Source organism: Herbaspirillum seropedicae, from assembly GCF_001040945.1.
Taxonomy (GTDB): Bacteria; Pseudomonadota; Gammaproteobacteria; order Burkholderiales; family Burkholderiaceae_D; genus Herbaspirillum; species Herbaspirillum seropedicae.
This window is the reverse complement of the sequence record NZ_CP011930.1, coordinates 3000195-3027116: the sequence shown is the minus strand read 5'-3', so window position 1 is coordinate 3027116 and position 26922 is coordinate 3000195. Positions and strand designations below refer to the sequence as shown.

Here is a 26922-nt window from a genome sequence, read left to right as displayed (position 1 = left end):
GCGCATGAGCGGACGTCTTACCGGCATCGGCGTAGGACCCGGCCCGGCAGGCTATTTGCCGCTGGCGGCCATCGCCGCGCTGCGCAGCGCCGACCTGATCTACATCCCGCGTGCGCGTGGCGCGGATCTGTCGGTCGCCCTGCAATGCCTGGACGGAGTGGAATTCGACCGCAGCCGTCTGTGCGAGATCGAATTCAACATGGACCCGGACCGCCAGGTCCTGCAGGAACATTACGCCCAGCTCGGCCAGCAACTGGCAGCGCAATTGCGCCAGGGCCTGCAGGTGGTCTACCTGACCATCGGCGATGCGCTGACCTATTCGACCTACGGCTATGTGCTGGCGGCCGTGCGCGATCTCTATCCCGGGTGCGACTGCGTGACCTTCCCCGGCATCACCAGCTATGCGGCAGCGGCGGCGGCGCTGGAGTGGCCGCTCGGCGTGGGCAAGGAGCGCACGCTGATCCTGCCCTGTCCGGACGACGCAGCGAGCCTGCGCGCCGAGATCGAGAGCCATGACATCGTCGTGCTCATGAAGGTCGGTGCGCGCCTGCCCTGGGTGCTGGCGCTGCTGCGCGAGATGGGCATCGCCCAGCATTGCGGCTTTGCGCGCCGCATCGGCCTGGAAGGCGAAGTGCTGGCCAGCGACCTCACTGCGCTGGATGCCGCAGACGCCAGCGGCTACCTGGCCGTGCTGCTGATCCGCAAGACTGCGCAGGCGCAGCGTCACCGCGCGCCGCAAGAATCATCGAAAGGAACTGCATGAAAGTCTATTTCGTCGGCGCCGGCCCCGGTGCGGCCGACCTCATCACCCTGCGCGGCGCGCGTCTGCTGGGCCAGGTGCGCATGGTGCTGTATGCCGGCTCGCTGGTGCCCACGGCCTTGCTGGAGCATTGCCATCCCGCGGCCGAGATCATCGATACCGCCGCCCTCGACCTGGAGCAGCAGCAGGCCTGCTACGTGCGCGCCCAGGAGCAGGGCATCGACGTGGTGCGCCTGCATTCGGGCGACCCCGCCATCTATGGCGCGACTGCCGAGCAGATGCGTCGGCTCGATGCCCTGGGCATCGCCTATGAGGTGGTGCCGGGCGTGTCCTCCTTCACCGCTGCCGCCGCCGCCGTGTCGGCCGAGCTGACCAAGCCGGAAGTCTCGCAGAGCGTGATCCTGACCCGCGTCTCCGGCCGCGCCTCGGCAGTGCCGGAGTCTGAATCGATTGCTTCGCTGGCGGCGCACCGAGCGACCATGTGCATCTTCCTGTCCGGCCCGCACCTCAAGAAGATCGTCACCGACCTGCTGCTGCACTATCCGCCCGCGACCCCGGTCACGCTGGTCTATCGCGCCACCTGGCCGGAGCAGCGCATCTACCAGGGTCAGCTCGACAAGGTGCTGGAAGAGAACAAGCGCGGGGAGTGGAATCTGACCACCATGATGCTGGTCGGTGCGGCCCTGAACAAGGAGCAGGTGGCCGAATCCAGTCTCTATTCCAAGGACTTCACGCACCTCTTCCGCGTGGTCAAGAAGAACAAGGACGCCGCATGAACCCGCCCGTCGCCCCGGCAGAACTGGGCCTGTGGCCTGTGCGCGCCGAGGCGGCGGCGCTGGCGATGCTGCTGCAGGACAGTCTGGGCGGCGAACTCTACCAGCCCTGGCTCAATGACCAGGGCGGCCTGTCACAGCGCCAGCAGTTCGCGCTGGCCTATCGCCGCCACCGGCAGTGGATCATGATCGGCGCCGCCGGCATCGCCGTGCGCTTCCTGGACGGCCTGCCGCAGGACAAGCACAGCGATCCCGCCGTGGTGGTGGTCGATGAGGCGGGGCGCTTTGCCATCGCCTTGCTGGCCGGCCATGAGGGCGGCGCCAACAGCCTGGCCTATCGCGTGGCCCAGTGCACCGGCGCGCAGCCGGTGGTGACCACTGCCACCGAAGCCGTCAAGCCGCTGGTACTGGGCATCGGCTGCCGCAAGCTGGCCTCGGCCGAACAGATCGGCCGCGCCGTGGCGCAGGCGCTGGCGCAATGTCCGGGCGCAACCCTGGCGCAGGTGCGCGAGGTGGCGACCATTGATCTCAAGGCCGAAGAGCCCGGCCTGCTGGCCTTCTGCGCCACCCATGGCTTGCCGCTGCGGGTGATCGCGCGCGCGCAGATCGCCCAGCGCGCCTGGGTCGGCAAGCCCTCGGACTGGGTGCGCCAGAATGTAGGCGTGGAAGGTGTCTGCGAGCCGGCGGCCTTGATCGCCAGTCCGCGTGGCCGGCTGCTGCTGGGCAAGATGGCGCTCGATGGCGTGACGGTGGCCATCGTGGACGATGCCGAAGGCTGGCGCAATGTTGTAGAAAGCCCGTGATAGCGGGCATGCTGATGACCTGACTGCCGTTGGTCCTGAGTAGGCCCTGTAAGGGCCGTATCGACGGCGCGCTAAGCCGCTACTCAGATCGAACGGTGCTCAGATGATGTTGGAAACACCCTTATTCAATCGCAGGAAACCCGATGGAAGCAGTCAAGAAAAAAGGCGTATTGAACCTGGTCTCGGTAGGCCCCGGTTTTGAAGAGATGATCATCCCGCGCGCCATCGAGGCCTTGCGCGAGAGCGAGGTCATTGTGGCCTACGAGTTGTACCTGCGCTGGATCGCCGCCCATATCGAAGGCAAGGAAATCCATACCCCGCCGCTGACGCAAGAGCGCGAGCGGGCGCTGCTGGCCATCGAACAGGCCCGCGCCGGTCGCCGCGTGGCGCTGATCTCCAGCGGCGACATCGGCATCTACGCCATGGCCGCGCTGGCCTTCGACGACATGCGCGAGGACGATACCTATGAGGTCAATGTCATCCCCGGCGTGACCTCGGCCAATGCCTGCGCCTCGCTGCTGGGCTCGCCGCTATCGCACGATTTCGCTACGCTGTCGCTGTCCAATCTCTTGTGTCCGTGGACCTGGATCGAGCAGCGCGCCAGCCACATTGCCCAGGCCGACCTGGCCTGCGTGCTCTACAACGTGCAGAGCGCCGGGCGCCAGGAGGGCGTCTACCGCATCCTGCAACTGATGCTGCAGCACAAGGCCCCGCATACCCTGTGCGGGGTGGTGCGCAACGCCTACCGGCCCGGCCAGAAAGTGACCATCCACCGGCTGGATGAATTGCCGGGCCTGCAGTTCGACATGCTGACCTCCATCGTCATCGGCAACCGCTTCACCCAGCGCAAGCGCGACTGGATCTTTACGCCACGCGGTTACAACGACTGGAGCGAAGAGTCCCAGGCCGAGGAAGTGGCGCAACTGCCATCGCAAGCGGTATGGGTCTTTGCCGGCACCAGCGATGGCAATGCGCTGGCCGCCGAACTGGCCGGGCAGGGGCGGCCGGTGGTCGTTTCCACCGCCACCGGCTATGGCGGCGAACTGGCGCGCGGCGACTGCCCTGGCGCCTTCGTCTGGTCGGGCCGCCAGGGGCTGGAGGCCCGCCGCCAGGCCCTGCGCGACAGTCGCGCCCGCGTGCTGGTGGATGCGACGCATCCTTTTGCAGTGCAGATGTCGCAGCAGCTGATGACGCTGTCGCAGGAACTGGGCATTCCCTATCTGCGCTATGAACGTCCAGGTGAACTGGCCGCTGACGATCCCCATGCCTGCGCCGACATGGAAGACGCCGCCCACAAGGCCATGGCCATGGGACAGCGCATCTTCCTGGCCACCGGTTCCAAGGACCTCGCCACTTTCCTGCAGGCGCCGGGCGCACAGGAGCGGCAATGGTTCGCCCGCGTCACGGCGGACCCTGATTTCATCAGCCGCGCCCTGGAGCTGGGGCTGCCCCGCGCGCACCTGTGCGCCATGCAGGGACCGTTCTCGCAGGCTTTCAATGAAGCACTGTGGCGCGACTGGGGCATCGATTGCGTGGTCACCAAGGATTCCGGCGAGGCCGGCGGCTACCATGCCAAGGCCGAGGCGGCGCGTGCGTTGGGCATCCCCTTGCTGACGGTGCGCCGTCCGCCGCTGGACTATCCGCAGGTGGCGCATGATTTCGGCAGCGTCCGCGCCCACCTGGCGGCGCTGACGGGAGGATGAGCGTGGCGCTTTCCCTTCCCGAGCTTGCGCCCGCATTGCCGCCCATCCCGGTGACGGTGGTCACGGGTTTCCTCGGCGCGGGCAAGACCACGCTCTTGCGCGGCCTGCTGCAGCGCCGCCAGTCGCGCCGGCTGGCCTTGCTGATCAATGAATTCGGCGAGGTCGCCATCGACGGTGACCTGCTGCGCGCCGAAGGCGACGCCCAGGGGCAGGTGCAGATCCAGGACTTTGCCCATGGCCTCATCGCCTATGGCGACGACGCGCATTTCGTGCCGGCCATGCTGGCGCTGGCCGCACGGCGCGCCCAGATCGACCATGTGTTGATCGAGACGTCCGGACTGGCCCTGCCCAGTGCGGTGATGGAGGTCTTGCAGGGCGCCGAGATGGCCCGGCACTTCGTGCTGGATGCGACCCTGGCCGTGGTCGATACGCCGCTCTTGCTGGAGGACGCCTTCGCCAGCGCCGATGCGGTGGGCGCAGCGACAGCCCAGCTGTTCCGCCAACAACTCGAATGCGCCGACGTGGTGGTGCTCAACAAGATCGACGGCATGGAGGAAGCGCCGCTGCTGCAAGCCGAACAGGCCGTGCGGGCGCTTGCGCCCAATGTGCGCTTCCTGGAACTGGCCTATGGCGCCAGGCTGGATATCCGGCTGGCGCTGGGCCTGCGCCTGCATCAGGCTGGCGCGACGGTGCATCACCATTACACGCCGGTCTCCATGCCGGGCGAACGCGCCCAGGTCGCGCCTGACCAGCGCCGCTTCAACGGCCATGTGCATTCCGGGCTGGGGGCGCACAGCCACGGCCTGTCCACCCACAAGCATTTCCACGAGCAAGACCCGGGCTGGCAATCCTTCACCCTGCGCAGCTTGGCGCATCAGGATGCGGAGCGCCTGCGCCAGGCCGTGGCCGCAGCGGCTCTGGCCGAACCCATCCTGCGCGCCAAGGGCTTCGTCCACACCGACCAGGGAGCGCGGCTGGTGCAGGCGGTGCGCGCACGGGTGGTGGTGGCCGAGAGCGGGCAGGGCGGTGGCCGTGGCGGCAGCAGCGAGCTGGTCTTCATCGGCTATCACCCCAGCCGCGCCAAGGTCGCCCGCATCCTCAGCGAGACCACCGGGGTAGACTGGACCTGAACGAATCTTTTGGAAAGAACGACACCGTGAAAACCGATCCCGAATCCCACAAGCGCATGACCCAGCGCCACAAGGAAGGCTTTGAAAAGAAGAAAGCCGCCGCCCAGAAGGAAAAGGGGCTGCTGATCGTCAACACCGGCACCGGCAAGGGGAAGTCCAGCGCCGCCTTCGGCATGGGCATGCGCATCCTCGGCCATGGCATGAAGCTGGGCGTGGTGCAGTTCATCAAGGGCGCGCTCTACAGCGCCGAGCGAGACTTCCTGGGCGGCCATGCCAACTGCGACTTCCACGTCGTCGGCGCAGGCTACACCTGGGACACCCAGGACCGCGAAGCCGACATGCGCACCGCTGCACGCGGCTGGGCAGAGGCCGTGCGCATGATCCAGGACCCCAGCTACGACATGGTGATCCTGGATGAACTCAATATCGTCCTGAAATACCAGTACCTGGACCTGGACGAGGTACTGCGCGTCTTTGCGGCGCGCCGCGAGATGCTGCACATCGTCGTCACCGGCCGTCATGCCCCGGAAGCGCTGATCGAGCAGGCCGACCTGGTCAGCGAGATGCGGCCCCTCAAGCATCCCTACAAGGAGCAGGGCGTGAAGGCGCAGAAAGGCGTGGAATTCTGATGTCCGAAGCCAGCTACAGCTGCCCGGCGCTGTTCATCTCGGCGCCCGCCTCCGGTCACGGCAAGACCACCATCACGGCTGCGCTGGCGCGGCTGTACCGCCGCCAGGGCAAGCGGGTGACGGTGTTCAAGACCGGTCCCGACTTCCTCGATCCCATGGTGCTGGAGCAGGCCAGCGGCCAGCCGGTAGCCAACCTCGACCTGTGGATGGCCGGGCAAGACCATGTGCGTCGCCAGGTCGCCCTGGCTGCGGCGCAGTCCGATGTGCTGCTGGTCGAAGGGGTGATGGGCCTCTACGATGGTGAACCCAGCAGCGCCGACCTGGCGCAGTTGCTGGGCATTCCGGTGGTGGCGGTGATCAATGCGCGCGGCATGGGCCAGACCATCGGCGCGCTGGCCCAGGGCTTGCTGGCCTACCGGCCCGAACTGAAGTTCGCCGGCGTGCTGGCCAATGGCGTGGCCAGCCCGCGCCATGCGCAGATGCTGCGCCAGGGCTTGCAGCACGCCCGCCCCTCGGTGCCGCTGCTGAGCGGCTTGCAGCGCGATCTGCAGTTCGCCTTGCCAGAGCGCCACCTGGGCCTGGTGGCCGCACCCGAGATCGCCGACCTCGACGCCCGCCTGGATGCGGTGGCCGAACGCATGTCGGCCACTTCGCTGGCCAATCTGCCTGCCCCGGTGGACTTCGGTACCCCGCCCGCGGAGCGCAGTTTCCCGCGTCTGCTGGAAGGCAAGACCATCGCGGTGGCGCGTGACCTGGCCTTCTCCTTCATCTACACCGCCAACCTCGATCTGCTGCAACAGATGGGGGCGACGCTGGCGTTCTTCTCGCCGCTGGCTGACCAGGCCTTGCCGCCCTGCGATGCGGTGTGGCTGCCGGGCGGCTATCCCGAGCTGTATCTGCAGACCCTGCAGGACGCCCAGCGCACCCAGTCCAGCCTGCGCGAACATGCCGCCGCCGGCAAGCCGCTCTATGCCGAATGCGGCGGCATGCTCTTCCTGCTGGAGACCATCATCGGCATGGATGGCGCCAGCGGCCGCATGTGTGGCGTGCTGCCCGGCCAGGCCGCGGTGCAGCCGCGCCTGCAGGGGCTGGGTTACCAGACCTTGTCGCTGAAGCTGCCGGGGGCGGTGGGCGAACATCTGCGCTGCCATACCTTCCACTATTCGCGCGCCGTGGTCGGGGCCGAATTCATGGCGCGCGGCGAGCGTCTGTTCGACTCCTCCGAGGGGGAAGTGGTGTACCGCCGCCAGCAGATCACCGCCAGCTACCTGCATGCCTGGTTCCGCTCGGCCCCGCGCACCGTGGCCGCGCTCTTCGGAGGCGCCACCGCATGAATCCGCACCGCTACGCGCAGCCAGAGATCGAGGCCATCTACCGCGTCATCCGCGAGCGGCGCGACATGCGTCACTTCCTGCCCGATGCGGTCGCGCCGGAGCTGCTGCAGCGCCTGCTGCAAGCGGCGCACCACGCGCCCAGCGTGGGCTTCATGCAGCCCTGGCGCTTCCTGCGCATCCGCAGCGCAGCGCTGCGGCGGCAGATCCATGCGCTGGTCGAGCAGGAACGCATCGCCACCGCCCAGGCCCTGGGCCAGCGCGAGCAGGAATTCATGCGCCTGAAGGTGGAGGGCATCCTCGAATGCGGCGAAGTGTTGGTGGCGGCCTTGATGGACCAGCGCGAGCGCCATGTCTTTGGCCGCCGCACCATGCCGCAGATGGACCTGGCTTCGCTGTCCTGTGCGCTGCAGAACATGTGGCTGGCCGCGCGGGCCGAAGGGCTGGGCATGGGCTGGGTCTCGCTGTTCGATCCGGCGGCGCTGGCGCAGCTGCTGCGCATGCCCGATGGCGCCGCGCCGGTGGCGGTGCTGTGCCTGGGCCATGTGCCGGCCTTCTACGACAAGCCCATGCTGGAGCAGGAGCAATGGGCTGCGCGCCAGCCGCTGGCCGACCTGGTGTTCGACGATCATTGGCCCGCAGGCGAGGAGGGCTCAGCATGAATACCGCTCCTACCCGGCGCAGTCTCATCTTTGGCGGCGCACGTTCCGGCAAGAGCGCCCACGCCGAACGGTTGGCGCTGGCCGCGCTGGCCTCGCAGGCCCAGGCAGGCGGCGAGATCCTCTATCTCGCCACCGCCAGCCGCAGCGCCAGCGGCGATGACGCCGAGATGCAGCAGCGCATCGATCAGCATCAGCAGCGCCGCAGCGAACTGGGCGGGCGCTGGCGCACCGTGGAAGAACCCCTGGCGCTGGGTGCGGCCTTGCGCACGCACGCGCAGCCGGGCCAGGTGGTGCTGGTCGATTGCCTTACCGTCTGGCTGGCCAATCTGCTCTTTGCCGATGGCATCGAATTTCCCGACGCCGGACCGATCGTGCCTCCGCCGGCCTTCACCCGGCAGCGCGAGGATTTCCTGCTGGCTTTGCAGGAGGTGCGCGGCGAAGTCATCCTGGTCTCCAACGAGGTCGGCATGGGCATCGTGCCGCAGGGCGCGATCTCGCGCTGGTTCGTCGATGAGGCCGGACGCCTGAACCAGGCTGTGGCGGCCCAGTGCGAACGGGTGCAATGGGTGGCGGCGGGCTTGCCCCTGAGTTTGAAGGACCTGCCATGCTGATCGGCCTGTCGTGGCCCTGGCTGGCCGTGCTCATGGCGCTGGGCCTGGCCCTGGACCTGCGCCTGGGCGAGGCGCGGCGCTGGCATCCGCTGGTCGGTTTCGGGCGGCTGGCGCAGCGCATCGAGGCCGCGCTCAACCGGGCTCCCGGATTGCGGCTGCGCGGTGTGCTGGCCTGGGCGCTGGCGGTCTTGCCGCCGGTGCTGCTGGCGGCCTGGCTGATCGCGCAGACGCCCTGGTGGCTGGCCGCACTGCTGCATGCTGGACTGCTGTATTTCTGCATCGGCCTGCGCAGCCTGCGCGAACACACCTTGCCGATTGCCCAGGCGCTGGGGGCCGGCGAGCTGGCGCAGGCGCGCCGCCTGACTGCCTGGATCGTCAGCCGCGACACCCGCAGCGCCAGCGAGCAAGAGCTGGCCAAGGCGGGCGTGGAATCGCTGCTGGAAAACGGCAATGACGCCGTCTTCGGTACGCTGTTCTGGTTCCTCCTCGCCGGTGGTCCGGGCGCTTTGCTGTTTCGCCTGTCCAATACCCTGGATGCGATGTGGGGCTACCGCAATGCGCGCTTCCTGTATTTCGGCTGGGCCGCGGCGCGCATCGACGATGCCTTGAACTGGTGTCCCGCGCGCCTGACGGCCCTGAGCTATGCCGTGCTCGGCCAGCGCCGCCAGGCCCTGGCCTGCTGGAAGGAACAGGCGCCGGCCTGGAGCAGTCCCAATGCCGGCCCGGTGATGGCTGCCGGCGCAGGTGCGCTGGGCCTGGCGCTGGGTGGCGCTGCGGTCTACGACGGGGAAGTGGAGCAGCGTCCGCCGCTGGGTTGCGGCGTCGCTCCGCAAGGGGCGGACATCGTGCGCGCCTGGCGGCTGGTGGCCATGAGTGCGGCGCTATGGATGGCCGTGGTCGCCGCAGTGGCGCTGCCGTGGCTGCTGGGAGGGGCGCTGCATGCTTGAACATGGCGGCAATCTCAACGACGCTGCGCGGCATTATGGCCGTGCGCGTGCGCAATGGCTGGATGTCTCCACCGGCATCAATCCACAGCCCTATCCTGCGCCCGCACCACTGGCCGATGCCTGGCACCGCCTGCCCGAACCATCGGCGGCGCTGGAGCAGGCTGCCTGCGACTACTATGGCGCGCCGCGCATGCTGGCCGTGGCCGGCACCCAGGCAGCCATCCAGGCGCTGCCGCAACTGCGCCTGCGCCGCGATGGACGCCCGGCGCAGGTGGTGGTGGCCGCACCCATCTATGCCGAGCATGCGCACTGCTGGCGACGCTGCGGCCATGAGGTCAGCGAAGTCCCCTATGAGGCGCTGGACCAGGCCGTGCAGAGCCCATCCTGCCAGGTGCTGGTGCTGTGCAATCCCAACAATCCCACCGGTGCGCTGGTGGAACCGGAACGTCTGCTGCGCTGGGCCGCGCAACTGGCTGAGCGCGGCGGTTGGCTGGTGGTCGATGAAGCCTTTGGCGACACGCTCACGCACTACAGCGTGGCGGCTCACACCCCTCAGACTGGCCTGATCGTGTTGCGCTCGGTGGGCAAGTTCTTCGGCCTGGCGGGCTTGCGCCTGGGCTTTGTCGCCGCTGCGCCGGCGCTGCTGGCCGAACTGGCGGACTGGCTGGGACCGTGGACCATCAGTGGCCCGGCCCAGCAGATCGGTTGCGCCGCCTTGCGCGACCGTGACTGGCAAGCGCAGACGCGCCAGCGCCTGCAGGCGCAAGGTCAGCGTCTGCAGCAGTTGCTGGCCCGGCATGGCATCGCAGCGCAGGGCACGGCCTTGTTCCAGTGGTGGCCTGAGCCACAGGCGCAGGCTTTCCATGCGTGCATGGCCGAAGCAGGGGTCTGGGTACGCCTGTTCACCCGAGGCGCAGGCGGCATCCGCATCGGCTTGCCGCCCGATGACGCCGGCTGGCAGCGTCTGCATGAGGCCTTGACTACCTGGAGCCAACGTGGCTGAGTTTCCCTTCCATACCCTGATGATCCAGGGCACCACTTCCGATGCCGGCAAGAGCACGCTGGCTGCCGCCCTGTGCCGCCTGCTCAAGAAGGACGGCGTGAGCGTGGCGCCCTTCAAGCCGCAGAACATGGCCTTGAACAGCGCCGTTACCAGTGACGGCGGCGAGATCGGTCGCGCCCAGGCCCTGCAGGCGCAGGCCGCCGGCATCGCCCCGCATACCGACATGAACCCGGTGCTGCTCAAGCCCTCCAGCGACACCGGCGCGCAGGTCATCGTGCACGGCAAGGTGCGCGCCGACATGAACGCCCGCGACTACCACCGCTACAAGACCGAAGCCATGCAGGCCGTGCTGCAATCCTATGCGCGTCTGCGGGCGCAGTACGCTTGCGTGATCGTCGAGGGGGCGGGCAGTCCGGCCGAGATCAACCTGCGCGCGCGCGATATCGCCAACATGGGCTTTGCCGAGGCGGTCGATTGCCCGGTCATCATCGTGGCCGACATCGATCGCGGCGGTGTCTTCGCGCATTTGACCGGCACGCTGGATTGCCTCTCCGAGAGCGAGCGGGCCAGGGTGATCGGCTTTGTCATCAACCGTTTCCGGGGGGATATCAGCCTCTTGCAAGCGGGACTGGACTGGCTGGAACAACGCACCGGCAAGCCGGTGCTGGCGGTACTGCCGTATCTGCATGGCCTGCATCTGGACGCCGAAGATGCGGTGGCGGCCACGCAGGAGGTCAAGGGCGATTTCCGCATCGTCGTGCCGGTGTTCCCGCGCATCAGCAACCATACCGATTTCGACGCGCTGCGCGCCCATCCGGGGGTGGATCTGCGTTTCATCGGACCGGGCCAGCCGGTGCCACCGGCCGATCTCATCATCCTGCCCGGCAGCAAGAACACCCGCGGCGACCTGCGCTGGCTGCGGGAACACGGCTGGGAGGCCGCCATCGCGCGCCACCTGCGCTATGGCGGCAAGGTGATCGGCATCTGTGGCGGCTTCCAGATGCTGGGGGAGAGCGTGGATGACCCGCACGGCGTGGAAGGCGCGCCGGGCAGCAGTGCCGGACTCGGACTGCTGGCGATGCGCACCGAGCTCACCCGGGACAAGCGGCTGTTGCAGGTCAGCGGGCACTGCGCTGTTGGTGACAGGAGCGCGCCGGTGCGCGGCTACGAAATCCACATGGGAGTGTCATCCGGTGCGGCGCTGGCGCGCCCGGCCTTCGTGATCGAAGGCCGTGGCGAGGGCGCGCAATCGGCCGATGGCCAGATCCTGGGCAGCTACCTGCACGGCATGTTCGACACGCCGCAAGCCCTGGGCGCATTGCTGGACTGGGCCGGATTGGCCGGCGCCGAGCCGGTGGACCTGGATGCGCTGCGCGAGGTCAGCCTGGAGCGCCTGGCCGAATCCTGCCGGCCCTTGTATGAGGCCTTGCAGCGCCTGCCCACGCGGTTTGGCCGGACGTGACACGACCTGACGCCAAAGAAAATCCCGGCCTTGCGGGCCGGGATACGGGTGAGGGTGGGGGTAGGGCGGCCACTGATGAGGATCAGGCCAGGGCTTCCTTGGCGGCTTCTTCCGGGGTCAGGCCATCGTAGAACAGGTCGGTGAACCACTCCACCTGTTCTTCGATATGCTCCTGCGCCTGGTCCAGCGTGGCGCCGCCCTTGACCAGGAATTGCTCGACTTCGGTACACCATTGGATCAGGGCTTCGGTTTCCGGGTCCAGTTTCTCTTTCTTGGGCATGATGACTCCTTGCTTCGGTGATGATGGGCGTGAGTGCCCTGTGCAAGGATAGGCCAAAGTGTCGCTTCACGTACGATATTCTTTAGCGTGCTGCTTCCATTGACTGGGCGTCACACCGTGGGTCTGGCGAAAGCTCTTGCTGAAATGGCTCAGGTTGGAAAACCCCACGGCCAACGCCGTATCGGCCACTCCCATCCCCTCGGCCAACATGGCCGCCGCCGCATGCAGCCTCAGCTCGCGCAGGTGGGCATGGACGGTGCGCCCGGCCATGGCCCGAAAACCCGCCTGCAATTTCTTCTGGTTCAGTCCCACTGCCTGCGCCAGCCTGTCGACGCTCCATGACTCGGCGTAGCGCTGTTCCAGTAGCTGGCGCGCCTGCAGCAGCTGCCGTTGTTCTCGCGTACCGACTTCGCCGCGGGCGCCACAGCGCAGGTGCTGTAGCAGCTGCGCCAGCGTTTCCAGCGCCTTGGCGCGCAGATACAGGCAACGCAGATCGCCGCTGAAATCGCACTGCAAGATATCGGTGGCGATGCGCAGCATGACTGGCGGCGCGTGCAAGCCTCCCATCAGCGCGCCGGCCTCGGGAAGGCTGCAATCACGCAGCAGGTCGCGCTGCAGGCTCGACAAGGGGCGGCCACCGACTGCGGCCAGCGCCTCGGGCGTGAAGCGGATGTCCACCAACCGGATGGCTGAGCCGCCCTCTACGCAGAAGCGTCCAGCCACTGGCCGGTCGGCGGTCTGGATGACTGCCATGCCGGCCTCGAGCTCCAGCAGGGGACCACCATCGAGCGCCATGGCGGCCCGTCCTTCCAGCAGCAGGGCCACGCAGAACAGGGCCGGTCCGGTCGCCCTGACATCGAGCGCCTGGCGCGGATGGCCGTGCCAGCCGGTGATGGTGATGCCGCCCGCCAGTTCATCCAGCCGCATCATGTCGGCCCATTCGGCGGGCAGGACGACGCTGGGCAACAGCGGGTGATGTTCCAGGCTGAGGCTGCCATCCTCGGCCATGCTCCAGTTGCCGTTGTACTGATCCATATGAAAAATCCTCGAAACCGCTAAGACGGTCGTGAAACCGTTCACGGGAAGCTGTCAAAGATAATAATAATTCTCATTATCATAATGACACACCGAGAGTGAACATGAGAAAAAAAATGCATGGTTTTGCGTCCCCCCTCCTGCCCATCCTGCATACGGCCATCGCCGCAGCATGCGCCGCCTGGGCCAGCCCGGTCCTGGCGCAGCAGGTGGGCGCTGCCGATGAGCGCACACGGTTGGCGCCCGTCATCGTCACGGCCAACAAGCGCGAACAGACCCTGGAGAGCGTCAATGGCAGCGTGGTGGTGCTTGAACAACCCCAGCTCGACGATGCGCAGGTGCGCAACACCCAGGACCTGGGGCGCGTCCTGCCGGGTGTGCAGATGGCCGGCAGTGGTTCGATGCACTATCCGCTCATCAGCGTACGCGGCGTCACGTCGGCGCAAGACTTCTACAATCCCGCGCTCACGCTGTATGTGGATGGGGTGCCGCAGATGCCCATCCTGGTGAACCAGTCGCTGCTGGACGTGGAGCGCGTCGAATTGCTCAAGGGGCCGCAGGGAACCCTGTATGGCAAGAGCGCCGAGGGCGGCGTGATCAACGTGACCACGCGCCAGCCCGACAATACGGTACGGGCAGGCTTGCGCGCCGGTTGGTCCAGCCGCGACGGCAATCTGCTGGAAGGCACGCTGGCCCTGCCGCTGGTGAAGGACATGCTGTACGCCTCGGTGGCGCTGCGTCACGACGATGCGCCTGGCGACCTGCACAACCCTGCTACCGGGGCTGACCGCCAGGGCGGGGTGCGCAGCAGGAGCGGCATGGTCAGGCTGCGTCTGGCGCCCCCGGGCGCGCCGTGGCAGGCCAGCCTGGCGGCCGGGCGCGAGTGCGCGCGTTCCCGCCAGGACGCCTATGTCGCCTTCAACGACATCGACAGCCGCAAGATCTACGTGCAGAGCGGGATGCCGAAGGCGCTGACGGATTTTTCGCAACGCCGCTGCGGTGATAGCCAATCGCTGTCCGCGGTTTACGATGGCGGGCCATGGAAGCTCTCGGCGCTGGCCGGGTGGCAGCAGGCCGAGACCGACCGCAGCTATCTGTTTGGCCCGTATTACACCGCCCAACCCGAACACTGGCGCCAGGACATGCAAGAGATCCGGCTTGCATCCCAAGGCCAGAACCGCGCCTGGGATGGCCTGTTCGGCCTGTATCGCCAGGCGACGGGCCAGAGCCGGCGCTATCGCAATGACCTGCCATCGTTTGGCTTCAACGCGCTCGATACGCAATCGCACAACGAGACCGAATCGGTGGCGGCCTATGGCGACCTGACCTGGCACGCCACCGCGGCGCTGGACCTGTCAGGCGGCCTGCGTTTCACCCATGACCGAGCCCGTACTGCCTTCGGCGGGACCGCCCTGAATTTCGCCACCTTTACCCAGCAGCCCTTCGGCGGCGCCAGCAGCACCAGCGATGACAGCGTACTGGGACGTCTTTCTGCCGGGTTCAGGCTCGATCCCGTGTGGCGTCTCTACACCAGCCTGGCGCAGGGCTACAAGCCCGGTGGCTATAATCTCGCGCCCAGCAGCGTGGCTGATGCACGCGCATTTTCGCGCGAGCGCGCCACCAGCTATGAGGTCGGCGCGAGATGGAACGGACAGCACGTCCAGGGCAGCATCGCCGCTTACCGTATCGATATCAAGGATGCCCAGTTGTACCAGGGCGATACCGTGGGCTATCAATCGCTGCGCAACGTCGGCGACAGTCGTTCCACCGGCCTCGAATTCGATCTGGCCTGGAGCCTGAGCCGGCAGTGGACATTGAACGCATCCGGTTTCGTCAACCGTGCGCGCTTCACCCGCTATGTGGCCTCCAGCGCCTGTACTGCCTGCGGCAGCAACGAGGTGCCGTTCGCGCCGCGGCATGGTCTCAAGCTCGGCTTGCAGGGGGATCTGTCGTCCCCTGTCGGAAACTGGCGCCCGCAGCTCAATGCGCGCTATCTCGGCGCGCAATACTTCGATACCGCCAATACCCTGCGCCAGAGCTCCTATACGCTCATCGACGCGGCGCTGGCCTGGCAGGTCCGTCTCGATACCGAACTGGCCTTCTATGCCCACAACCTGACCGACCGCGCTTACCGCACCTATGCCTTCTCCGGTGGCGCGCAACTCGGCAACTTTGCCCAGGTCGCCAGCGGCCGCACCCTGGGCCTCACCCTCAGCTACACCTCCTGATGCGCCCGCCAGAGATGACAAGCAGCGCCACAGGCCGCGCCGCCCGCTCACGCTCGATGGTATTGGGTGGACAGCTGATGCTGGCGGCGCTGTTTGCGCTGATGAGCGCAGGCGGCGGACACGCCGGGCTGGGCATCGCGGGCGGGTGGCTGGCGCACCACCTGGGCTATGTCGCTGTCCTCGGCCTGGCTGTGCTGGCGCTGGTGATGGTCAGCGTGGCCGTGTGCTGTCGTGACATCGGACCTGATCCTTTTTCGGAGAAACAATGTGATGCAAACGCTTGAAGAACAATCCCGCCAGGGTTTCGTCATCATCTGTGGCGCTGGCGTAGCGGGCCTGGCCGCGGCCTGGTGGATGCAGCGTGCGGGCTGGCGCGTGCTGGTGGTGGAACAGGCTGAGGAGCTGCGCGACGGCGGCCATATGATGGGCCTGTCCGGCCCGGGGCTGGCCACGGTACGCCGCATGGACCTGGTGGCACGCCTGGGTGAGCGCGCCTATCCCGACATGGGCCAGCATATCTATCGTGACCGGCGTGGTCGCGAGATCTTGCGCATCAACTACCGCGAGGCGCTGGCGGGTATCGAGTGGCTCACGCTAAGGCGCGGCGTGCTGGTGCAGGAACTGCGTGCCGCGCTCCCGACGCGGGACATTGCATGGCGTTTTGGTGTGACCGTGCAAGAGGCGCTCAACCAGGCCAGCAGTGTGCGCGTGAGCCTGAGCGACGGTTCTTGCCATGAGGCCGATCTGCTCATCGCCGCCGATGGCGTCCATTCGTCGCTGCGTCGCCGTCACTTCGCTGCCGACGCCAACTGTCTCCATCCCCTGGGTTACCGCTACGCCAGCTATGAGGTGCAGGACCACCTGTTGCTGGGGCAGGACTTTCTTTCCTATGCCGAACCCGGTATCCAGACCGAATACTATGGCCTGTGCGATGGTCGGCTCGCGGCGTTGCATGTCTGGCGCAGCCGCGAGGCGGGTTTCGTCCCGCCGGCGCAACGCCATTCACTGCTGCGCACTTGCACTGCCAGGAGCTTCACCGGCGTGCGCGCCACCTTGGAAGCGGTGGAGAACCCGCAGGAGATCGTCATCGACGACCTGGCGCTGGTGGAATTGCCCTCCTGGCGGCAAGGCCGCATCCTGCTGCTGGGCGATGCGGCGCACAGCCTGTCGCTCATTTCCGGCCAGGGGGCGGGAGTGGCGCTGGCCTCGGCGTCGATCCTGGCCGAAGAACTGGAGCGCGCTGCTGCAGGTGGAGTGGCGCCGTCCTCATCTGCACTGGAGAGTGCCCTGGCGCGTCATGATCAGCGCCTGCGGCCCACCATCCTGCGCTTGCAGCATCGCAGCCGCAAGCTGGCGCCGATGTATGTGCCGTCCTCCCGGGTGGGCTTCGCGCTGCGTAATCTTGTGTTGCGGACCATGCCGGACGTGCTGCTCAAGAAATACTTCGCCAGCGGACTGAAATCGGAGGCGCAAGCCCTGGCCGCGCTGGCTTGAACGAGCGGTGCGCTTGCGGCGATGCTGGCCGGCCCGACATCGCCGACCTAGAGCGTGCTGGCCCGGGCCAGCACCGCTGCCGCCGAGCGCGTCTCCACGCCCAGCTTGACGAAGATGTGCTCCAGGTGCTTGTTGACCGTGCGCGGGCTCATGCCGAGGATGTCGGCGATATCGCGGTTGGTCTTGCCCTTGCCCAGCCATAGCAGCACATCACTCTCGCGCGGGGTCAGGCGGCAGCCTTCCAGCGTGGGGGGCAGGGTCGCACCGTCTTCCGGGCGAGCCGCTGCGCCGGTCGGTTTTTCTTCCAGCACCAGGCTGACCCCGTGTCCCTGGCCGGGGCCGGACAGGGTGATGTGCAATTCTCCCTGTGGCTGACGCACGATCAGCGGCGCGACCTGGTCCAGACTCTCGCCCTGGCGCTGGCGCACCAGTTGTTCGTTGAGCCAGACCTGCAGCGCGGCGGGCAGCTTGTGGCTGGCCGGGGCGGCCGGGCCGTAGTACTTTTCCAGCCATTGCGAGGCCTTGCTGGTCAGCCACATCGGCAGGCCATTGCCCCCCAGCACGATCACCGCATGGGCCGCATGTTCCAGCGCACCCCGGGCTTGCACCATCATGCGCGCCGTGCGGATGTGCGCGCCGATGCGGGCCACCACTTCCTGCGGCCGGATGGGCTTGGTGACGTAATCGATGCCGCCCACCTCGAAGCCCCTGACCACATGCTCGGTCTCCGACAGGCCGGTCATGAACACCACCGGCACATGCGCCACGCGCCTGACCTGCTTGATGCGGCGACAGGTCTCGAAGCCGTCGATGCCAGGCATCATCGCGTCCAGCAGGATCAGGTCGGGGGTGATGTGGTCCAGCCGTTCCAGCGCGCTCAGGCCATCGGTGGCCACCAGCACGATATGGCCGCTGTCGTCGAGGGCGTCGGACAACATGGCCAGGTTGTCGGGCATGTCATCGACGATCAGGACCACGTGTCTATCGAACGTCGTTGAGATCATGTCGGATCAGCTCCTTGATGCGGGTGACATATTCATTGAGGCGGAATTGCCGGACCAGTTGCCGCAGTTCGGTGGTGAAGGGCAGGTAGGCCGGGTCCTGGCGCTCGAGGGCGTCGAGCTGGCGCACGATTTCCTTGGCATAGCCGATGCTGCCCAGTTCCAGCAGGGTGGCCAGCTTCTCTTGCGTGGGCACCAGCATCAAGGCTTGCGGCGCTGGAGGAGGGGCTGCTGGCGTCGGTGCGTCTGCCGCCGCTACCCAATCCAGTTGCAGATGCTGACGGATCTTGCCCAGCAATTCGTGATACGAGACCGGCTTGACCACGAAATCATTCACCAGCGGCGGCTCGTTGCGCTCGTGCAGGTTCTCGAAGGCATTGGCCGAGACCAGCAGGATGGGAAGCTGCGCCAGTCCGCGCGCGCGGATGGCGCGCGCCACGCTCCAGCCATCCATCTGCGGCATGGCGATATCCAGCAGCACCAGGTCCGGCAGCGCGTGGCCCAGCGTCTCCATGCAGGCCAGGCCGCTGTCGGCTTCGCTGACCGTAAATCCCAGCGGCATGAGCATGTCCTTGAGCAGACGCCGTTGCGAAGCCTGGTCGTCTACCACCAGGATGTGGCGCGATGGACCGGCATAGCCCGACATCTGGTCTTCCAGCTTGATGCGCGGACGTGGTACATGGACTTCCGGCAGGTAGATCTTGAGATGGAAACTGCTGCCCTGGCCGACCTGGCTCTGCACGCTCAGCTCGCCTCCCATGATGTGCACCAGCATGCGGCTGATGGCCAGGCCCAGTCCGGTACCGATGTCTTCGCGCAGGTTGGCCGCGCTGCTGCGTTCGAAGGGCAGGAAGATGCGTTCCCGGTCGTCGTCGGCAATGCCGATGCCGGTATCGATGACGTCGAAGTAGGCGATCTCGCGGGCGTAGCGCAGCCTGAGCGTGACGCCGCCGTGGTCGGTGAACTTGACCGCATTGCCCAGCAGGTTGATGAGGATCTGGCGCAGCCGCTTCTGGTCGGCGTGCACGATCTGCGGCAGGCGGCCGCTCTTGTCGAAGCGGAAGTGCAAGCCCTTTTGCTCTGCCTGCGGTGCGAACATGCCCACGATCTGTTCCAGGAAGGCTTCCAGCGCCAGTTCGTCGGAGGCCAGGCGCATCTTGCCGGCCTCGATCTTGGCGATGTCGAGCAAGCCATCGATGAGGCTCAACAGGTGTTCGCCGCTACGGCGGATGACGCCGATGGCGTCCTTGCGCGCCGGCGGGATGGTGGCGTCCACATGCAGGATCTGGGCATAGCCGAGGATGCTGTTCAAGGGCGTGCGCAATTCATGGCTCATGCCGGCCACGAAGCGGCTCTTGGCCAGGTTGGCCGATTCGGCCGCTTCCTTGGCGCGCTGCAGTTCGGCGTCGGTCTGCTTGTGGGCTTCGATCTCTTGCAGCAGCAGGTTGGTCTGGCGTTCCGATTCTTCCTGGGCGACGGCGCGGCTCTCATTGGTCAGCACCAGCCACCAGGCGCCCACTCCGACCACCACCAGCAACAGGCAGAACAGCTTGATGAAGACGCTGCGCAGCGAGGCCGGGGCGTCCAGGCCGCTGCCGGAGAGGTCGGCCATCTGCTGGAAGTACAGCATCCACAGCACCACCGCCAGGCCCCCGGCCAGCAGGCCGAAGACGCTCAGGTAATGGCCGATGCGGGTATTGAGCTTGACGGCGAAGCGCGCCGGGATGAGCTGGCGTAGGGTGTGCAGGATCTGGTTGGGCAGCCGCGCGCGTGGCGTCTTGCAACGGTCCTTGCAGCGCGCATCCAGCGAGCAGCACAGGGAACAGATGGCGCCCTGGTAGGCCGGGCAATGGGCCATGTCAGGCGTCTCGAAGGCATTGCCGCAGATCGCGCAAGCCAGCACCGGTTGCGCCTGGCCAGGCGTGACGGGCCGATAGTTCTGTTCGGCCAGCGTATCGCGCCGGGCGATGTAGTAGCGGCTGCCGGTGGCCAGCGCGATCAGCGGGGCGCTGGCCAGCGCTGTTCCCAAGGCGATGAAGGGCGCCATGGCTGCTACCGTCTTGCCCAGCACGCCCGACATGGCCAGCGTGGAGAGCAGGGTGGCGATGGCCATCGCGCCGACCCCGACCGGATTGACGTCATACAGGTGGGCGCGCTTGAATTCGATGTGGGCGGGACTCAAGCGCAGCGGCTTGTTGATGACCAGGTCGGCCACCACCGCGCCGATCCAGGAAATGGCGACCAGACTGTAGAGCGCCAGCACATGTTCCAGCGCATTGAACACGCCCAGCTCCATCAGCAGCACCGCGATCAATACATTGAAGACCAGCCACACCACCCGGCCCGGATGGCTGTGCGTGAGGCGCGCAAAGAAATTGGACCAGGCCAGCGAGCCGGCATAGGCGTTGGTCACATTGATCTTGATCTGCGACACCACCACGAAGAGCACCACCGCCCCCAGCGCCAGGGCAGGATTGCCAAACACATACTGGTAGCCCACCAGGTACATCTGGGTCGGCTCCACCGCGCGCGCCATCGGCACCTCATGCTGGATGGCCAGGAAGGCCAGCAGCGCGCCGCCCAGCATCTTGGCTCCGCCCAGCAATATCCAGCCGGGACCGGCCAGCAGCAGGGCGCTCCACCAGCGGCCCCGGTTGGCCGGCGTCTTCTGCGGCAGGAAGCGCAGGAAGTCGACCTGCTCCCCCACCTGGGCAATGAGCGAGAAGGCCACCGTGGCGGCTGCGCCGAAGAGCGTCAGGTTGAAGGAGCTGCCTTCCTCGGCGCGACCGGCAAAGCTCATCAGGTTGGACAGCGCATCCGGTTCCTTGTAGAGCACGCAGACATAGGGCAGCACCAGCAGCACCAGCCACAGCGGCTGGGTCCACATCTGCAGGCGGTTGATGAGGGTGATGCCGTAGGCCACCATGGGGATGATGATGATGGAGCACAGCACATAGCCATAGACCAGCGGCAGGCCGAAGTAGATCTCGATGGCCTGGGCCATGATGGCCGCCTCCAGCGCAAAGAAGATGAAGGTGAAGCTGGCGTAGATCAGCGAGGTGATGGTCGAGCCGATGTAGCCAAAGCCGGCCCCGCGCGTGAGCAGGTCCATGTCCACCCCGTAGCGGGCGGCGTAGTAGCAGATCGGCAAGCCCGTGAGGAAGAACAGCAGCACCACGCAGGCGATGGCCCAGAAGGCGTTGGTGAAGCCATAGCTCAGAGTGATGGCGCCGCTGATGGCTTCCAGCGCCAGGAAGGAAGTCGCCCCCAGGGCCGTATTGGCCAGGCGGAACTCCGACCAGCGGCGGAAGGACAGGGGCGTGTAGCGCAGCGCATAGTCTTCCAGGGTTTCGTTGGCGACCCAGGTGTTGTAGTCGCGCCGGACCTTGACGATGCGTTGTGTGGCGGGATGGGTCACGTTGGCTCTGGCGGCTGGGTGGCTAGGGATGGCTAGGGGTGGCTAGGGGGCAATGACTGCCCATGCGGACAAGCAATTTTCAAACCATTGCGCCGCCAAGGGCATACGTCAAATGACGTAGATCCTTGGCCCTGCGTCGCACGCTTTCACCACAATGCAGCACGCCAGCGCGGGCCTGTTGCGCGCCGGCCGCGGAGGTCTGCACCAAGAGCAGGCGCGCCGCGTTCAAAAGCTGTGCAGTGCGCCTCCGCCCTGCGCACCGGAGCTTACGTCAATCAACGTATTGTTGCGCCGCACCGCGACTCCTATTCTGCGTCCCAGAACGACAGGCCGCCGCAGCCATCCAGCGGTCCCGCCGTGCCGTTCCCTGCTTTTGTTGCCGCCACGCAGCTGTCACCACGAGTCCAACAACAACGCCCGAAAGGAGTACCGCATGTCGCATTCCTCGTCTTCCCATCCGCCCTCGTTCCCACGCCGCAAGATCCTCATGGGCCTGGCTGCCGGGGCGGCAGCAGCGGCCCTGCCGGGCATGGCCTCGGCGCAGCAGTATCCGACCGCCAAGGTCAACACCACCAAGCTGGCCATCACCGATACCGAAGTCACGGTCGGCCAGTTGCACTCGGCCACCGGCACCATGGCCATCAGCGAGACCGGTTCTATCCAGGCCGAGCGCCTGGCCATCGACCAGATCAATGCCATGGGCGGCATCCTGGGGCGCAAGATCAAGATCATCCAGGAAGACGGCGCCAGCGACTGGCCGACCTTCGCCGAAAAGGCCAAGAAACTGCTGGAAAACGACCGCGTGGCGGCCGTCTTCGGCTGCTGGACCTCGGCGTCGCGCAAGGCGGTGCTGCCGGTGTTCGAGAAGGACAATGGCCTCTTGTACTACCCGACCTTCTACGAAGGCCTGGAGCAATCCAAGAACGTGTTCTATACCGGGCAGGAGGCGACGCAACAGGTGCTGGCCGGCCTGAACTGGGTGGCCAAGGAAAAGAAGGCCAAGACCTTCTTCCTGGTCGGCTCGGACTACATCTGGCCGCGCACCTCCAACAAGATCGCCCGCAAGCACATCGAGAACGTGCTCAAGGGCTCGGTGGTGGGCGAGGAATACTACCCGCTGGGCAACACCCAATTCGGTTCGCTGATCAACAAGATCAAGCTGAAGAAGCCGGACGTGATCTTTGCCGACGTGGTGGGCGGCTCCAACGTCGCCTTCTACAAGCAGTTGAAGGCGGCCGGCGTGACCGCCAAGACCCAGAACCTGCTGACCATCTCGGTGACCGAGGATGAAATGCTGGGCATCGGCGGCGAGAACGTGGAAGGCTTCTTCGCGTCGATGAAGTATTTCCAGAGCCTGGACAACGCCAACAACAAGAAATTCGTGGCCGAATTCAAGGCCAAGTTCGGCGCCAATTCGGTCATCGGCGACGTGACACAAGCCGCCTATCTCGGCCCCTGGCTGTGGAAGGCAGCGGTGGAAAAGGCCGGTAGCTTCGACGTCGACAAGGTGGTGGCGGCGTCGCCCGGCATCGAACTCAAGACTGCGCCGGAAGGCTACGTCAAGGTCCACGAGAACCATCACCTGTGGAGCAAGACCCGCATCGGCGAGGCGCAGAAGGATGGCCAGTTCAAGGTGGTCTACGAGTCCGAGCTGATCGAGCCGAATCCCTTCCCCAAGGGTTACCAGTAAGGGGAGGGGTGGCAACTGGGCGGAATCGTCGCCTCCCCGTTCGTCCTGAGTAGGCCCGCAGGGCCGTATCGAAGCCTGTCCTGAGCTTGTCGAAGGAGCGCCTCGTTCTCTCGTCTTCGATACGCGGCTGGCGCCGCTACTCAGTCCGAACGGTGGGCGTGTGATTTCGCCACGCCAACCCAAGCGGTCGCGGCTTGCCTCGACCTTCTGTGCAGCAAAGCGGCGGCGTCTGTAGTGACATGCGGGCGCTGCCGCCCTTGCTCCAATCTGCAACTCTGCCCCGTCGGGAGTCAACATGGTTTCTCTATCCGAATTCGGCGCTATCTTCGCCATGCAGGGCTTCAATGGCCTCTCGGTCTTTTGCGTGCTGCTGCTCATGGCGCTGGGCCTGGCCATCATCTTCGGGCAGATGGGCGTGATCAACATGGCCCACGGTGAATTCCTCACCATCGGGGCCTACATCACCTACCTGCTGTCGCACCTGACCACGACCTATGCGCCGGCCTTGCAGCCGTTCTATTTCTTCGTGGCCATCGTGCTGTCCTTCGCCGTGGCCTATGGCGTCGGTTATCTCACCGAGCTGCTGCTCATCAGCCGCCTCTACAAACGTCCACTGGATACGCTCCTGGCTACCTGGGGCCTGTCGCTGGCGATGCAGCAAACATTCCGCTCCATCTTCGGCGCCAAGGAAGTCAGCGCCACCTTGCCGGATTGGCTCATGGGTTCCTTCAAGCCGACCGACGACATCGACATCCCCTTGAATGGCCTCTTCATGATGGGACTGACGGTGCTGCTCACGGGGGCCATCTTCGTGCTGCTGTTCCGTTCGCGCTGGGGTCTGCAGGTGCGCGCCACCATGCAGAACCGGGTCATGAGCGGGGCGGTGGGCATCAACACCCGCAAGGTCGACCGCACCACCTTTGCACTGGGTTGCGGCGTGGCTGGCGTGGCTGGCGCGGCCTTCACCACGATCGGCTCCACCGGTCCCACCAGCGGTTCGCTCTACATCGTCGATACCTTCCTGGTGGTGGTCTTCGGCGGCGCGCAGAGCCTGATCGGCACCATTGCCTCGGCCTTCTCGATTGCCCAGACCCAGTCCACGGCGGAATTCTTCCTGACCGGTTCGATGGCCAAGGTGCTGACCTTGTCGGCGGTGATCCTGATCCTGATGCTGCGTCCGCAAGGGCTGTTCTCGGTGAAGGTGCGCAAGTGATGAGCGCTTCCTACAGATCAAACAATTCGTGCGAGGTCCGATGATGAATGCAGCCTATGAAAAACTGCTGGGCGGGCGCTCCGGTGCGCTTGGCCTCTTGGTGATGGCGGCGCTGTTGCTGGTGGTGTTTCCGCTGACGCTGGACATGTTCCGGCTCAATCTGGTGGGCAAGTACCTGTCCTATGCCTTCGTCGCCGTGGGCCTGGTGCTGTGCTGGGGCTATGGCGGCATCCTGAGCCTGGGGCAGGGCGTGTTCTTCGGCCTGGGCGGCTATTGCATGGCCATGTTCCTCAAGCTCGAAGCCTCCGACCCCATCAGCACCAAGATCCAGTCCACGCCGGGCATTCCCGACTTCATGGACTGGAACCAGATCACCGCCTTGCCGGCCATGTGGGAGCCGTTCCACAGCTTTGCCTTCACCATCTTTGCGGTGCTGGCGGTGCCGACCGTGCTGGCCATGCTGATCGGCATGGCGATGTTCAAGCGCCGCGTGGGAGACGTGTATTTCTCCATCGTCACGCAGGCCATCGCCGCCATCCTCTCCATCCTCATCATCGGCCAGCAAGGCCTGACCGGCGGCGTGAACGGCATCACCGACCTGAAGACCCTGATGGGTTGGGATATCCGCACCGACCACGCCAAGCTAGTGCTGTATTTCGTCAATGCCGGATTGCTGTTTGGCTGCATCCTGTTCGGTCGCTACGTGCTGGGCTCCAAGCTGGGCCGCTTGCTGGTGGCCATGCGCGACAAGGAAGAGCGGGTGCGTTTCTCCGGCTATGACGTGGCCAGCTTCAAGGTCTTCGTGTTCTGCGCGGCGGCCATGTTCTCGGCCATCGGCGGGGCCATGTTCACGCTGCAGGTGGGCTTCATGTCGCCCTCCTTCGTGGGCATCGTGCCTTCCATCGAAATGGTGATCTTTGCGGCAGTGGGCGGGCGCATGTCGCTGCTGGGTGCGGTGTATGGAACGCTGCTGGTGAACTTCGGCAAGACCTATTTCTCCGAGACCTTCCCCGAACTGTGGCTGTTCCTGATGGGCGGGCTCTTCATCGCGGTGGTGATGTATTTCCCCAATGGCCTGGCCGGACTGTGGCAGACCCAGGGCAAACGCCTGATGGGCAAGCTGCGCGGCGAACCCAACGCCAAGGCTGCCGTTGCTGCCGAGCCGCTCAAGACCACGCCCCGTCCATCCACCCCTGACACCAAGCGTGACGGCATCGAGCCCGGCGCTACCCTGGAGGCCAGCAAATGAGCGAGAACGCCATCGGTTTCGAATCGGACGCCCATCCGGTCCTGGCCATCGAAGACCTGACCGTGTCCTTCGACGGTTTCAAGGCCGTCGACAAGCTCAATCTCTACGTGCAACGCAATGAGGTGCGCGTGGTGATCGGCCCCAACGGCGCGGGCAAGACCACGGTGCTGGACCTGATCTGCGGCAAGACCCGGGCCACCTCCGGCAGCATCAAGTTCAACAACCATGAACTGACCAAGATGAGCGAGCACGCCATCGTGCGCGTCGGGGTAGGACGCAAGTTCCAGACCCCTTCCATCTACGAAAACCTCTCCGTGTTCGAGAACCTGGAGATGTCCTTCCCCCGTGGCCGCAAGGTGTTCGGTGCGCTGACCTTCAAGCGCTCGCCGGATGTGGTGGCGCGGGTGGAGGCGGTGGCCGCCGAGATCTTCCTGGAAGAGCAGCTGCACACCCAGGCCGACCTGCTCTCGCACGGCCAGAAGCAGTGGCTGGAGATCGGCATGCTGCTGATGCAGGAGCCGGAGCTCTTGATGCTGGACGAGCCGGTGGCCGGCATGAGCGTGTCCGAACGCGAAAAGACCGCCGAGCTGCTGGGCCGCATCAGCCAGGGCCGTTCGGTGGTGGTGATCGAGCACGACATGGATTTCGTCAAGAGCATCGCCCACAAGGTCACCGTGCTGCACCAGGGCAAGATCCTGGCCGAAGGCAGCATGGAGAAGGTGCAGTCCGATCCCAAGGTGATCGATGTCTACCTCGGTCACTGAACTTTCCTCACCCTCGGAGCCTGCCATGTTCAAAGTCTCGCAACTCGCTTCCGGCTACGGCCAGAGCAAGGTCATCCACGACGTCGACCTGTCGGTGGCCAAGGAAGAAATCGTCGCCGTCATGGGCCGCAACGGCATGGGCAAGACCACGCTGTTCAAGACCCTGATGGGCATCCTGCCGCTGCGCGGCGGCAGCATCAGCATCGATGGCGTGGAACTGGGCAGCCTGGAAAGCCACCAGCGTGTCGAGCGCGGCGTGGCCTATGTGCCGCAGGGGCGCATGATCTTTTCGCACATGACGGTGCTGGAAAACATCCAGACCGGCCTGCCTGCGGCGGCCAAGGGCAAGGTGCCCGATGAACTGTATTCGCTCTTCCCGGTGCTCTATGACATGCGCACCCGCAAGGGCGGCAATCTCTCCGGCGGCCAGCAGCAGCAACTGGCCATTGCACGGGCGCTGGCGACCAATCCGCGCGTGCTGTTGCTGGATGAGCCGACCGAAGGCATCCAGCCTTCCATCATCAAGGACATTGCCAGGAGCCTGAAGGAAATCCGCAAGATCCGCGCGCTCACCATCGTGGTCTCGGAGCAGGTGCTGAGCTTCACGCTGGAGATTGCGGACCGCTTCCTGGTGATCGACAAGGGGCGCTTCGTCTACGAAGACACGCGTGAGAACGTCGACGCGCCCACCATCAGCAAATACCTGTCGGTCTGAATCGACCGTCTTTTCAGAGGA

General features: G+C 65.9%; 24 protein-coding genes. 20 read left to right on the top strand and 4 right to left on the bottom strand.

From position 1 onward, the window contains the following. Window positions 1-4: 4 nt before the first annotated feature. The 12 genes from cobI to ACP92_RS13195 all read left to right on the top strand — a co-directional run bounded on the left by cobI (window position 5) and on the right by ACP92_RS13195 (window position 11814). Complete coding sequence (gene cobI / locus ACP92_RS13250) at window positions 5-763, top strand: precorrin-2 C(20)-methyltransferase (protein WP_041310812.1); 759 nt, start codon at window positions 5-7, stop codon at window positions 761-763. Further along, entirely contained in the window at window positions 760-1536 is a 777-nt protein-coding gene (cobM, locus tag ACP92_RS13245; protein ID WP_013234625.1) for a precorrin-4 C(11)-methyltransferase, read from the top strand. Before cobI ends, cobM begins: the two co-directional genes overlap by 4 nt. Continuing rightward, window positions 1533-2336 (top strand): cobalamin biosynthesis protein, encoded by an 804-nt coding sequence (locus ACP92_RS13240; RefSeq protein WP_013234624.1) that lies wholly within the window; start codon window positions 1533-1535, stop codon window positions 2334-2336. The genes cobM and ACP92_RS13240 overlap by 4 nt, the downstream gene beginning before the upstream one ends. A 143-nt stretch (window positions 2337-2479) precedes the next feature. Further along, complete coding sequence (cobJ, locus tag ACP92_RS13235) at window positions 2480-4039, top strand: precorrin-3B C(17)-methyltransferase (protein ID WP_013234623.1); 1560 nt, start codon at window positions 2480-2482, stop codon at window positions 4037-4039. Beyond that, window positions 4036-5169, top strand: coding sequence for a CobW family GTP-binding protein (locus tag ACP92_RS13230; protein WP_013234622.1), 1134 nt, complete (start codon window positions 4036-4038; stop codon window positions 5167-5169). The genes cobJ and ACP92_RS13230 overlap by 4 nt, the downstream gene beginning before the upstream one ends. A gap of 26 nt (window positions 5170-5195) precedes the next feature. Further along, window positions 5196-5798 (top strand): cob(I)yrinic acid a,c-diamide adenosyltransferase, encoded by a 603-nt coding sequence (gene cobO / locus ACP92_RS13225; RefSeq protein ID WP_013234621.1) that lies wholly within the window; start codon window positions 5196-5198, stop codon window positions 5796-5798. Further along, complete coding sequence (locus ACP92_RS13220; protein WP_013234620.1) at window positions 5798-7132, top strand: cobyrinic acid a,c-diamide synthase CobB; 1335 nt, start codon at window positions 5798-5800, stop codon at window positions 7130-7132. Before cobO ends, ACP92_RS13220 begins: the two co-directional genes overlap by 1 nt. Beyond that, window positions 7129-7791 carry a 5,6-dimethylbenzimidazole synthase gene (gene bluB, locus ACP92_RS13215; protein ID WP_013234619.1) on the top strand — a complete coding sequence of 221 codons (663 nt, stop codon included), beginning with the start codon at window positions 7129-7131 and terminating at the stop codon, window positions 7789-7791. Before ACP92_RS13220 ends, bluB begins: the two co-directional genes overlap by 4 nt. Beyond that, window positions 7788-8402: a bifunctional adenosylcobinamide kinase/adenosylcobinamide-phosphate guanylyltransferase gene (gene cobU, locus ACP92_RS13210; protein WP_013234618.1), complete on the top strand. Its 615-nt coding sequence runs from the start codon at window positions 7788-7790 to the stop codon at window positions 8400-8402. Before bluB ends, cobU begins: the two co-directional genes overlap by 4 nt. After that, the gene (cbiB, locus tag ACP92_RS13205; protein ID WP_013234617.1) at window positions 8396-9349 is read left to right on the top strand and encodes an adenosylcobinamide-phosphate synthase CbiB; all 954 of its coding nucleotides are present in this window, start codon (window positions 8396-8398) and stop codon (window positions 9347-9349) included. The genes cobU and cbiB overlap by 7 nt, the downstream gene beginning before the upstream one ends. Further along, the gene (gene cobD / locus ACP92_RS13200; protein ID WP_013234616.1) at window positions 9342-10352 is read left to right on the top strand and encodes a threonine-phosphate decarboxylase CobD; all 1011 of its coding nucleotides are present in this window, start codon (window positions 9342-9344) and stop codon (window positions 10350-10352) included. Before cbiB ends, cobD begins: the two co-directional genes overlap by 8 nt. Beyond that, the gene (locus ACP92_RS13195; protein WP_013234615.1) at window positions 10345-11814 is read left to right on the top strand and encodes a cobyric acid synthase; all 1470 of its coding nucleotides are present in this window, start codon (window positions 10345-10347) and stop codon (window positions 11812-11814) included. Before cobD ends, ACP92_RS13195 begins: the two co-directional genes overlap by 8 nt. A gap of 82 nt (window positions 11815-11896) precedes the next feature. Here the strand turns inward: ACP92_RS13195 and ACP92_RS13190 are convergent, their stop codons facing one another. Together ACP92_RS13190 and ACP92_RS13185 are read right to left on the bottom strand one after the other, a co-directional pair. Continuing rightward, window positions 11897-12094: a hypothetical protein gene (locus ACP92_RS13190; RefSeq protein ID WP_006713029.1), complete on the bottom strand. Its 198-nt coding sequence runs from the start codon at window positions 12092-12094 to the stop codon at window positions 11897-11899. Window positions 12095-12160: 66 nt separating this feature from the next. Next, a complete protein-coding gene (locus ACP92_RS13185; protein WP_013234614.1) occupies window positions 12161-13129 on the bottom strand; it encodes a helix-turn-helix transcriptional regulator in 969 nt (322 codons plus the stop codon). Between the two features lie 116 nt (window positions 13130-13245). Here ACP92_RS13185 and ACP92_RS13180 point away from each other — a divergent pair, with 116 nt between their 5' ends. The 3 genes from ACP92_RS13180 (at window position 13246) to ACP92_RS13170 (ending at window position 16851) form a co-directional block, all read left to right on the top strand. Continuing rightward, window positions 13246-15357 carry a TonB-dependent receptor gene (locus ACP92_RS13180; protein WP_013234613.1) on the top strand — a complete coding sequence of 704 codons (2112 nt, stop codon included), beginning with the start codon at window positions 13246-13248 and terminating at the stop codon, window positions 15355-15357. 77 nt (window positions 15358-15434) lie between these two features. Continuing rightward, a complete protein-coding gene (locus ACP92_RS13175) occupies window positions 15435-15641 on the top strand; it encodes a hypothetical protein (RefSeq protein WP_156181786.1) in 207 nt (68 codons plus the stop codon). Continuing rightward, complete coding sequence (locus ACP92_RS13170; protein ID WP_013234612.1) at window positions 15628-16851, top strand: FAD-dependent oxidoreductase; 1224 nt, start codon at window positions 15628-15630, stop codon at window positions 16849-16851. The genes ACP92_RS13175 and ACP92_RS13170 overlap by 14 nt, the downstream gene beginning before the upstream one ends. A gap of 47 nt (window positions 16852-16898) precedes the next feature. On the opposite strand, the gene ACP92_RS13165 is transcribed toward ACP92_RS13170, so the two are convergent. Together ACP92_RS13165 and ACP92_RS13160 are read right to left on the bottom strand one after the other, a co-directional pair. Further along, on the bottom strand, window positions 16899-17855 hold the full coding sequence (locus ACP92_RS13165; RefSeq protein ID WP_013234611.1) for a response regulator transcription factor: 957 nt from the start codon (window positions 17853-17855) through the stop codon (window positions 16899-16901). Then, complete coding sequence (locus ACP92_RS13160) at window positions 17833-21270, bottom strand: ATP-binding protein (protein ID WP_013234610.1); 3438 nt, start codon at window positions 21268-21270, stop codon at window positions 17833-17835. The genes ACP92_RS13165 and ACP92_RS13160 overlap by 23 nt, the downstream gene beginning before the upstream one ends. 433 nt (window positions 21271-21703) lie before the next feature. Here ACP92_RS13160 and urtA point away from each other — a divergent pair, with 433 nt between their 5' ends. From urtA to urtE, 5 genes are all read left to right on the top strand, one after another. Then, the gene (urtA, locus tag ACP92_RS13155; RefSeq protein WP_013234609.1) at window positions 21704-22960 is read left to right on the top strand and encodes an urea ABC transporter substrate-binding protein; all 1257 of its coding nucleotides are present in this window, start codon (window positions 21704-21706) and stop codon (window positions 22958-22960) included. A 295-nt stretch (window positions 22961-23255) separates the two neighbouring features. Further along, a complete protein-coding gene (urtB, locus tag ACP92_RS13150) occupies window positions 23256-24173 on the top strand; it encodes an urea ABC transporter permease subunit UrtB (protein WP_041310807.1) in 918 nt (305 codons plus the stop codon). A gap of 43 nt (window positions 24174-24216) precedes the next feature. Continuing rightward, window positions 24217-25422, top strand: coding sequence for an urea ABC transporter permease subunit UrtC (urtC, locus tag ACP92_RS13145; protein WP_013234607.1), 1206 nt, complete (start codon window positions 24217-24219; stop codon window positions 25420-25422). Next, window positions 25419-26186, top strand: coding sequence for an urea ABC transporter ATP-binding protein UrtD (gene urtD, locus ACP92_RS13140; protein ID WP_013234606.1), 768 nt, complete (start codon window positions 25419-25421; stop codon window positions 26184-26186). Before urtC ends, urtD begins: the two co-directional genes overlap by 4 nt. Window positions 26187-26211: 25 nt before the next feature. Next, entirely contained in the window at window positions 26212-26901 is a 690-nt protein-coding gene (urtE, locus tag ACP92_RS13135) for an urea ABC transporter ATP-binding subunit UrtE (RefSeq protein ID WP_013234605.1), read from the top strand. Window positions 26902-26922 lie beyond the last annotated feature (21 nt).

Bases quoted from the DNA above. Each gene is read 5' to 3' on its own strand.
- cobI (WP_041310812.1), top strand. From the start codon at position 5: ATGAGCGGACGTCTTACCGGCATCGGCGTAGGACCCGGCCCGGCAGGC.
- cobM (WP_013234625.1), top strand. From the start codon at position 760: ATGAAAGTCTATTTCGTCGGCGCCGGCCCCGGTGCGGCCGACCTCATC.
- ACP92_RS13240 (WP_013234624.1), top strand. From the start codon at position 1,533: ATGAACCCGCCCGTCGCCCCGGCAGAACTGGGCCTGTGGCCTGTGCGC.
- cobJ (WP_013234623.1), top strand. From the start codon at position 2,480: ATGGAAGCAGTCAAGAAAAAAGGCGTATTGAACCTGGTCTCGGTAGGC.
- ACP92_RS13230 (WP_013234622.1), top strand. From the start codon at position 4,036: ATGAGCGTGGCGCTTTCCCTTCCCGAGCTTGCGCCCGCATTGCCGCCC.
- ACP92_RS13220 (WP_013234620.1), top strand. From the start codon at position 5,798: ATGTCCGAAGCCAGCTACAGCTGCCCGGCGCTGTTCATCTCGGCGCCC.
- bluB (WP_013234619.1), top strand. From the start codon at position 7,129: ATGAATCCGCACCGCTACGCGCAGCCAGAGATCGAGGCCATCTACCGC.
- cobU (WP_013234618.1), top strand. From the start codon at position 7,788: ATGAATACCGCTCCTACCCGGCGCAGTCTCATCTTTGGCGGCGCACGT.
- cbiB (WP_013234617.1), top strand. From the start codon at position 8,396: ATGCTGATCGGCCTGTCGTGGCCCTGGCTGGCCGTGCTCATGGCGCTG.
- cobD (WP_013234616.1), top strand. From the start codon at position 9,342: ATGCTTGAACATGGCGGCAATCTCAACGACGCTGCGCGGCATTATGGC.
- ACP92_RS13190 (WP_006713029.1), bottom strand. From the start codon at position 12,094: ATGCCCAAGAAAGAGAAACTGGACCCGGAAACCGAAGCCCTGATCCAA.
- ACP92_RS13185 (WP_013234614.1), bottom strand. From the start codon at position 13,129: ATGGATCAGTACAACGGCAACTGGAGCATGGCCGAGGATGGCAGCCTC.
- ACP92_RS13180 (WP_013234613.1), top strand. From the start codon at position 13,246: ATGCATGGTTTTGCGTCCCCCCTCCTGCCCATCCTGCATACGGCCATC.
- ACP92_RS13175 (WP_156181786.1), top strand. From the start codon at position 15,435: ATGCTGGCGGCGCTGTTTGCGCTGATGAGCGCAGGCGGCGGACACGCC.
- ACP92_RS13170 (WP_013234612.1), top strand. From the start codon at position 15,628: ATGCAAACGCTTGAAGAACAATCCCGCCAGGGTTTCGTCATCATCTGT.
- ACP92_RS13165 (WP_013234611.1), bottom strand. From the start codon at position 17,855: ATGATCTCAACGACGTTCGATAGACACGTGGTCCTGATCGTCGATGAC.
- urtA (WP_013234609.1), top strand. From the start codon at position 21,704: ATGTCGCATTCCTCGTCTTCCCATCCGCCCTCGTTCCCACGCCGCAAG.
- urtB (WP_041310807.1), top strand. From the start codon at position 23,256: ATGGTTTCTCTATCCGAATTCGGCGCTATCTTCGCCATGCAGGGCTTC.
- urtC (WP_013234607.1), top strand. From the start codon at position 24,217: ATGAATGCAGCCTATGAAAAACTGCTGGGCGGGCGCTCCGGTGCGCTT.
- urtD (WP_013234606.1), top strand. From the start codon at position 25,419: ATGAGCGAGAACGCCATCGGTTTCGAATCGGACGCCCATCCGGTCCTG.
- urtE (WP_013234605.1), top strand. From the start codon at position 26,212: ATGTTCAAAGTCTCGCAACTCGCTTCCGGCTACGGCCAGAGCAAGGTC.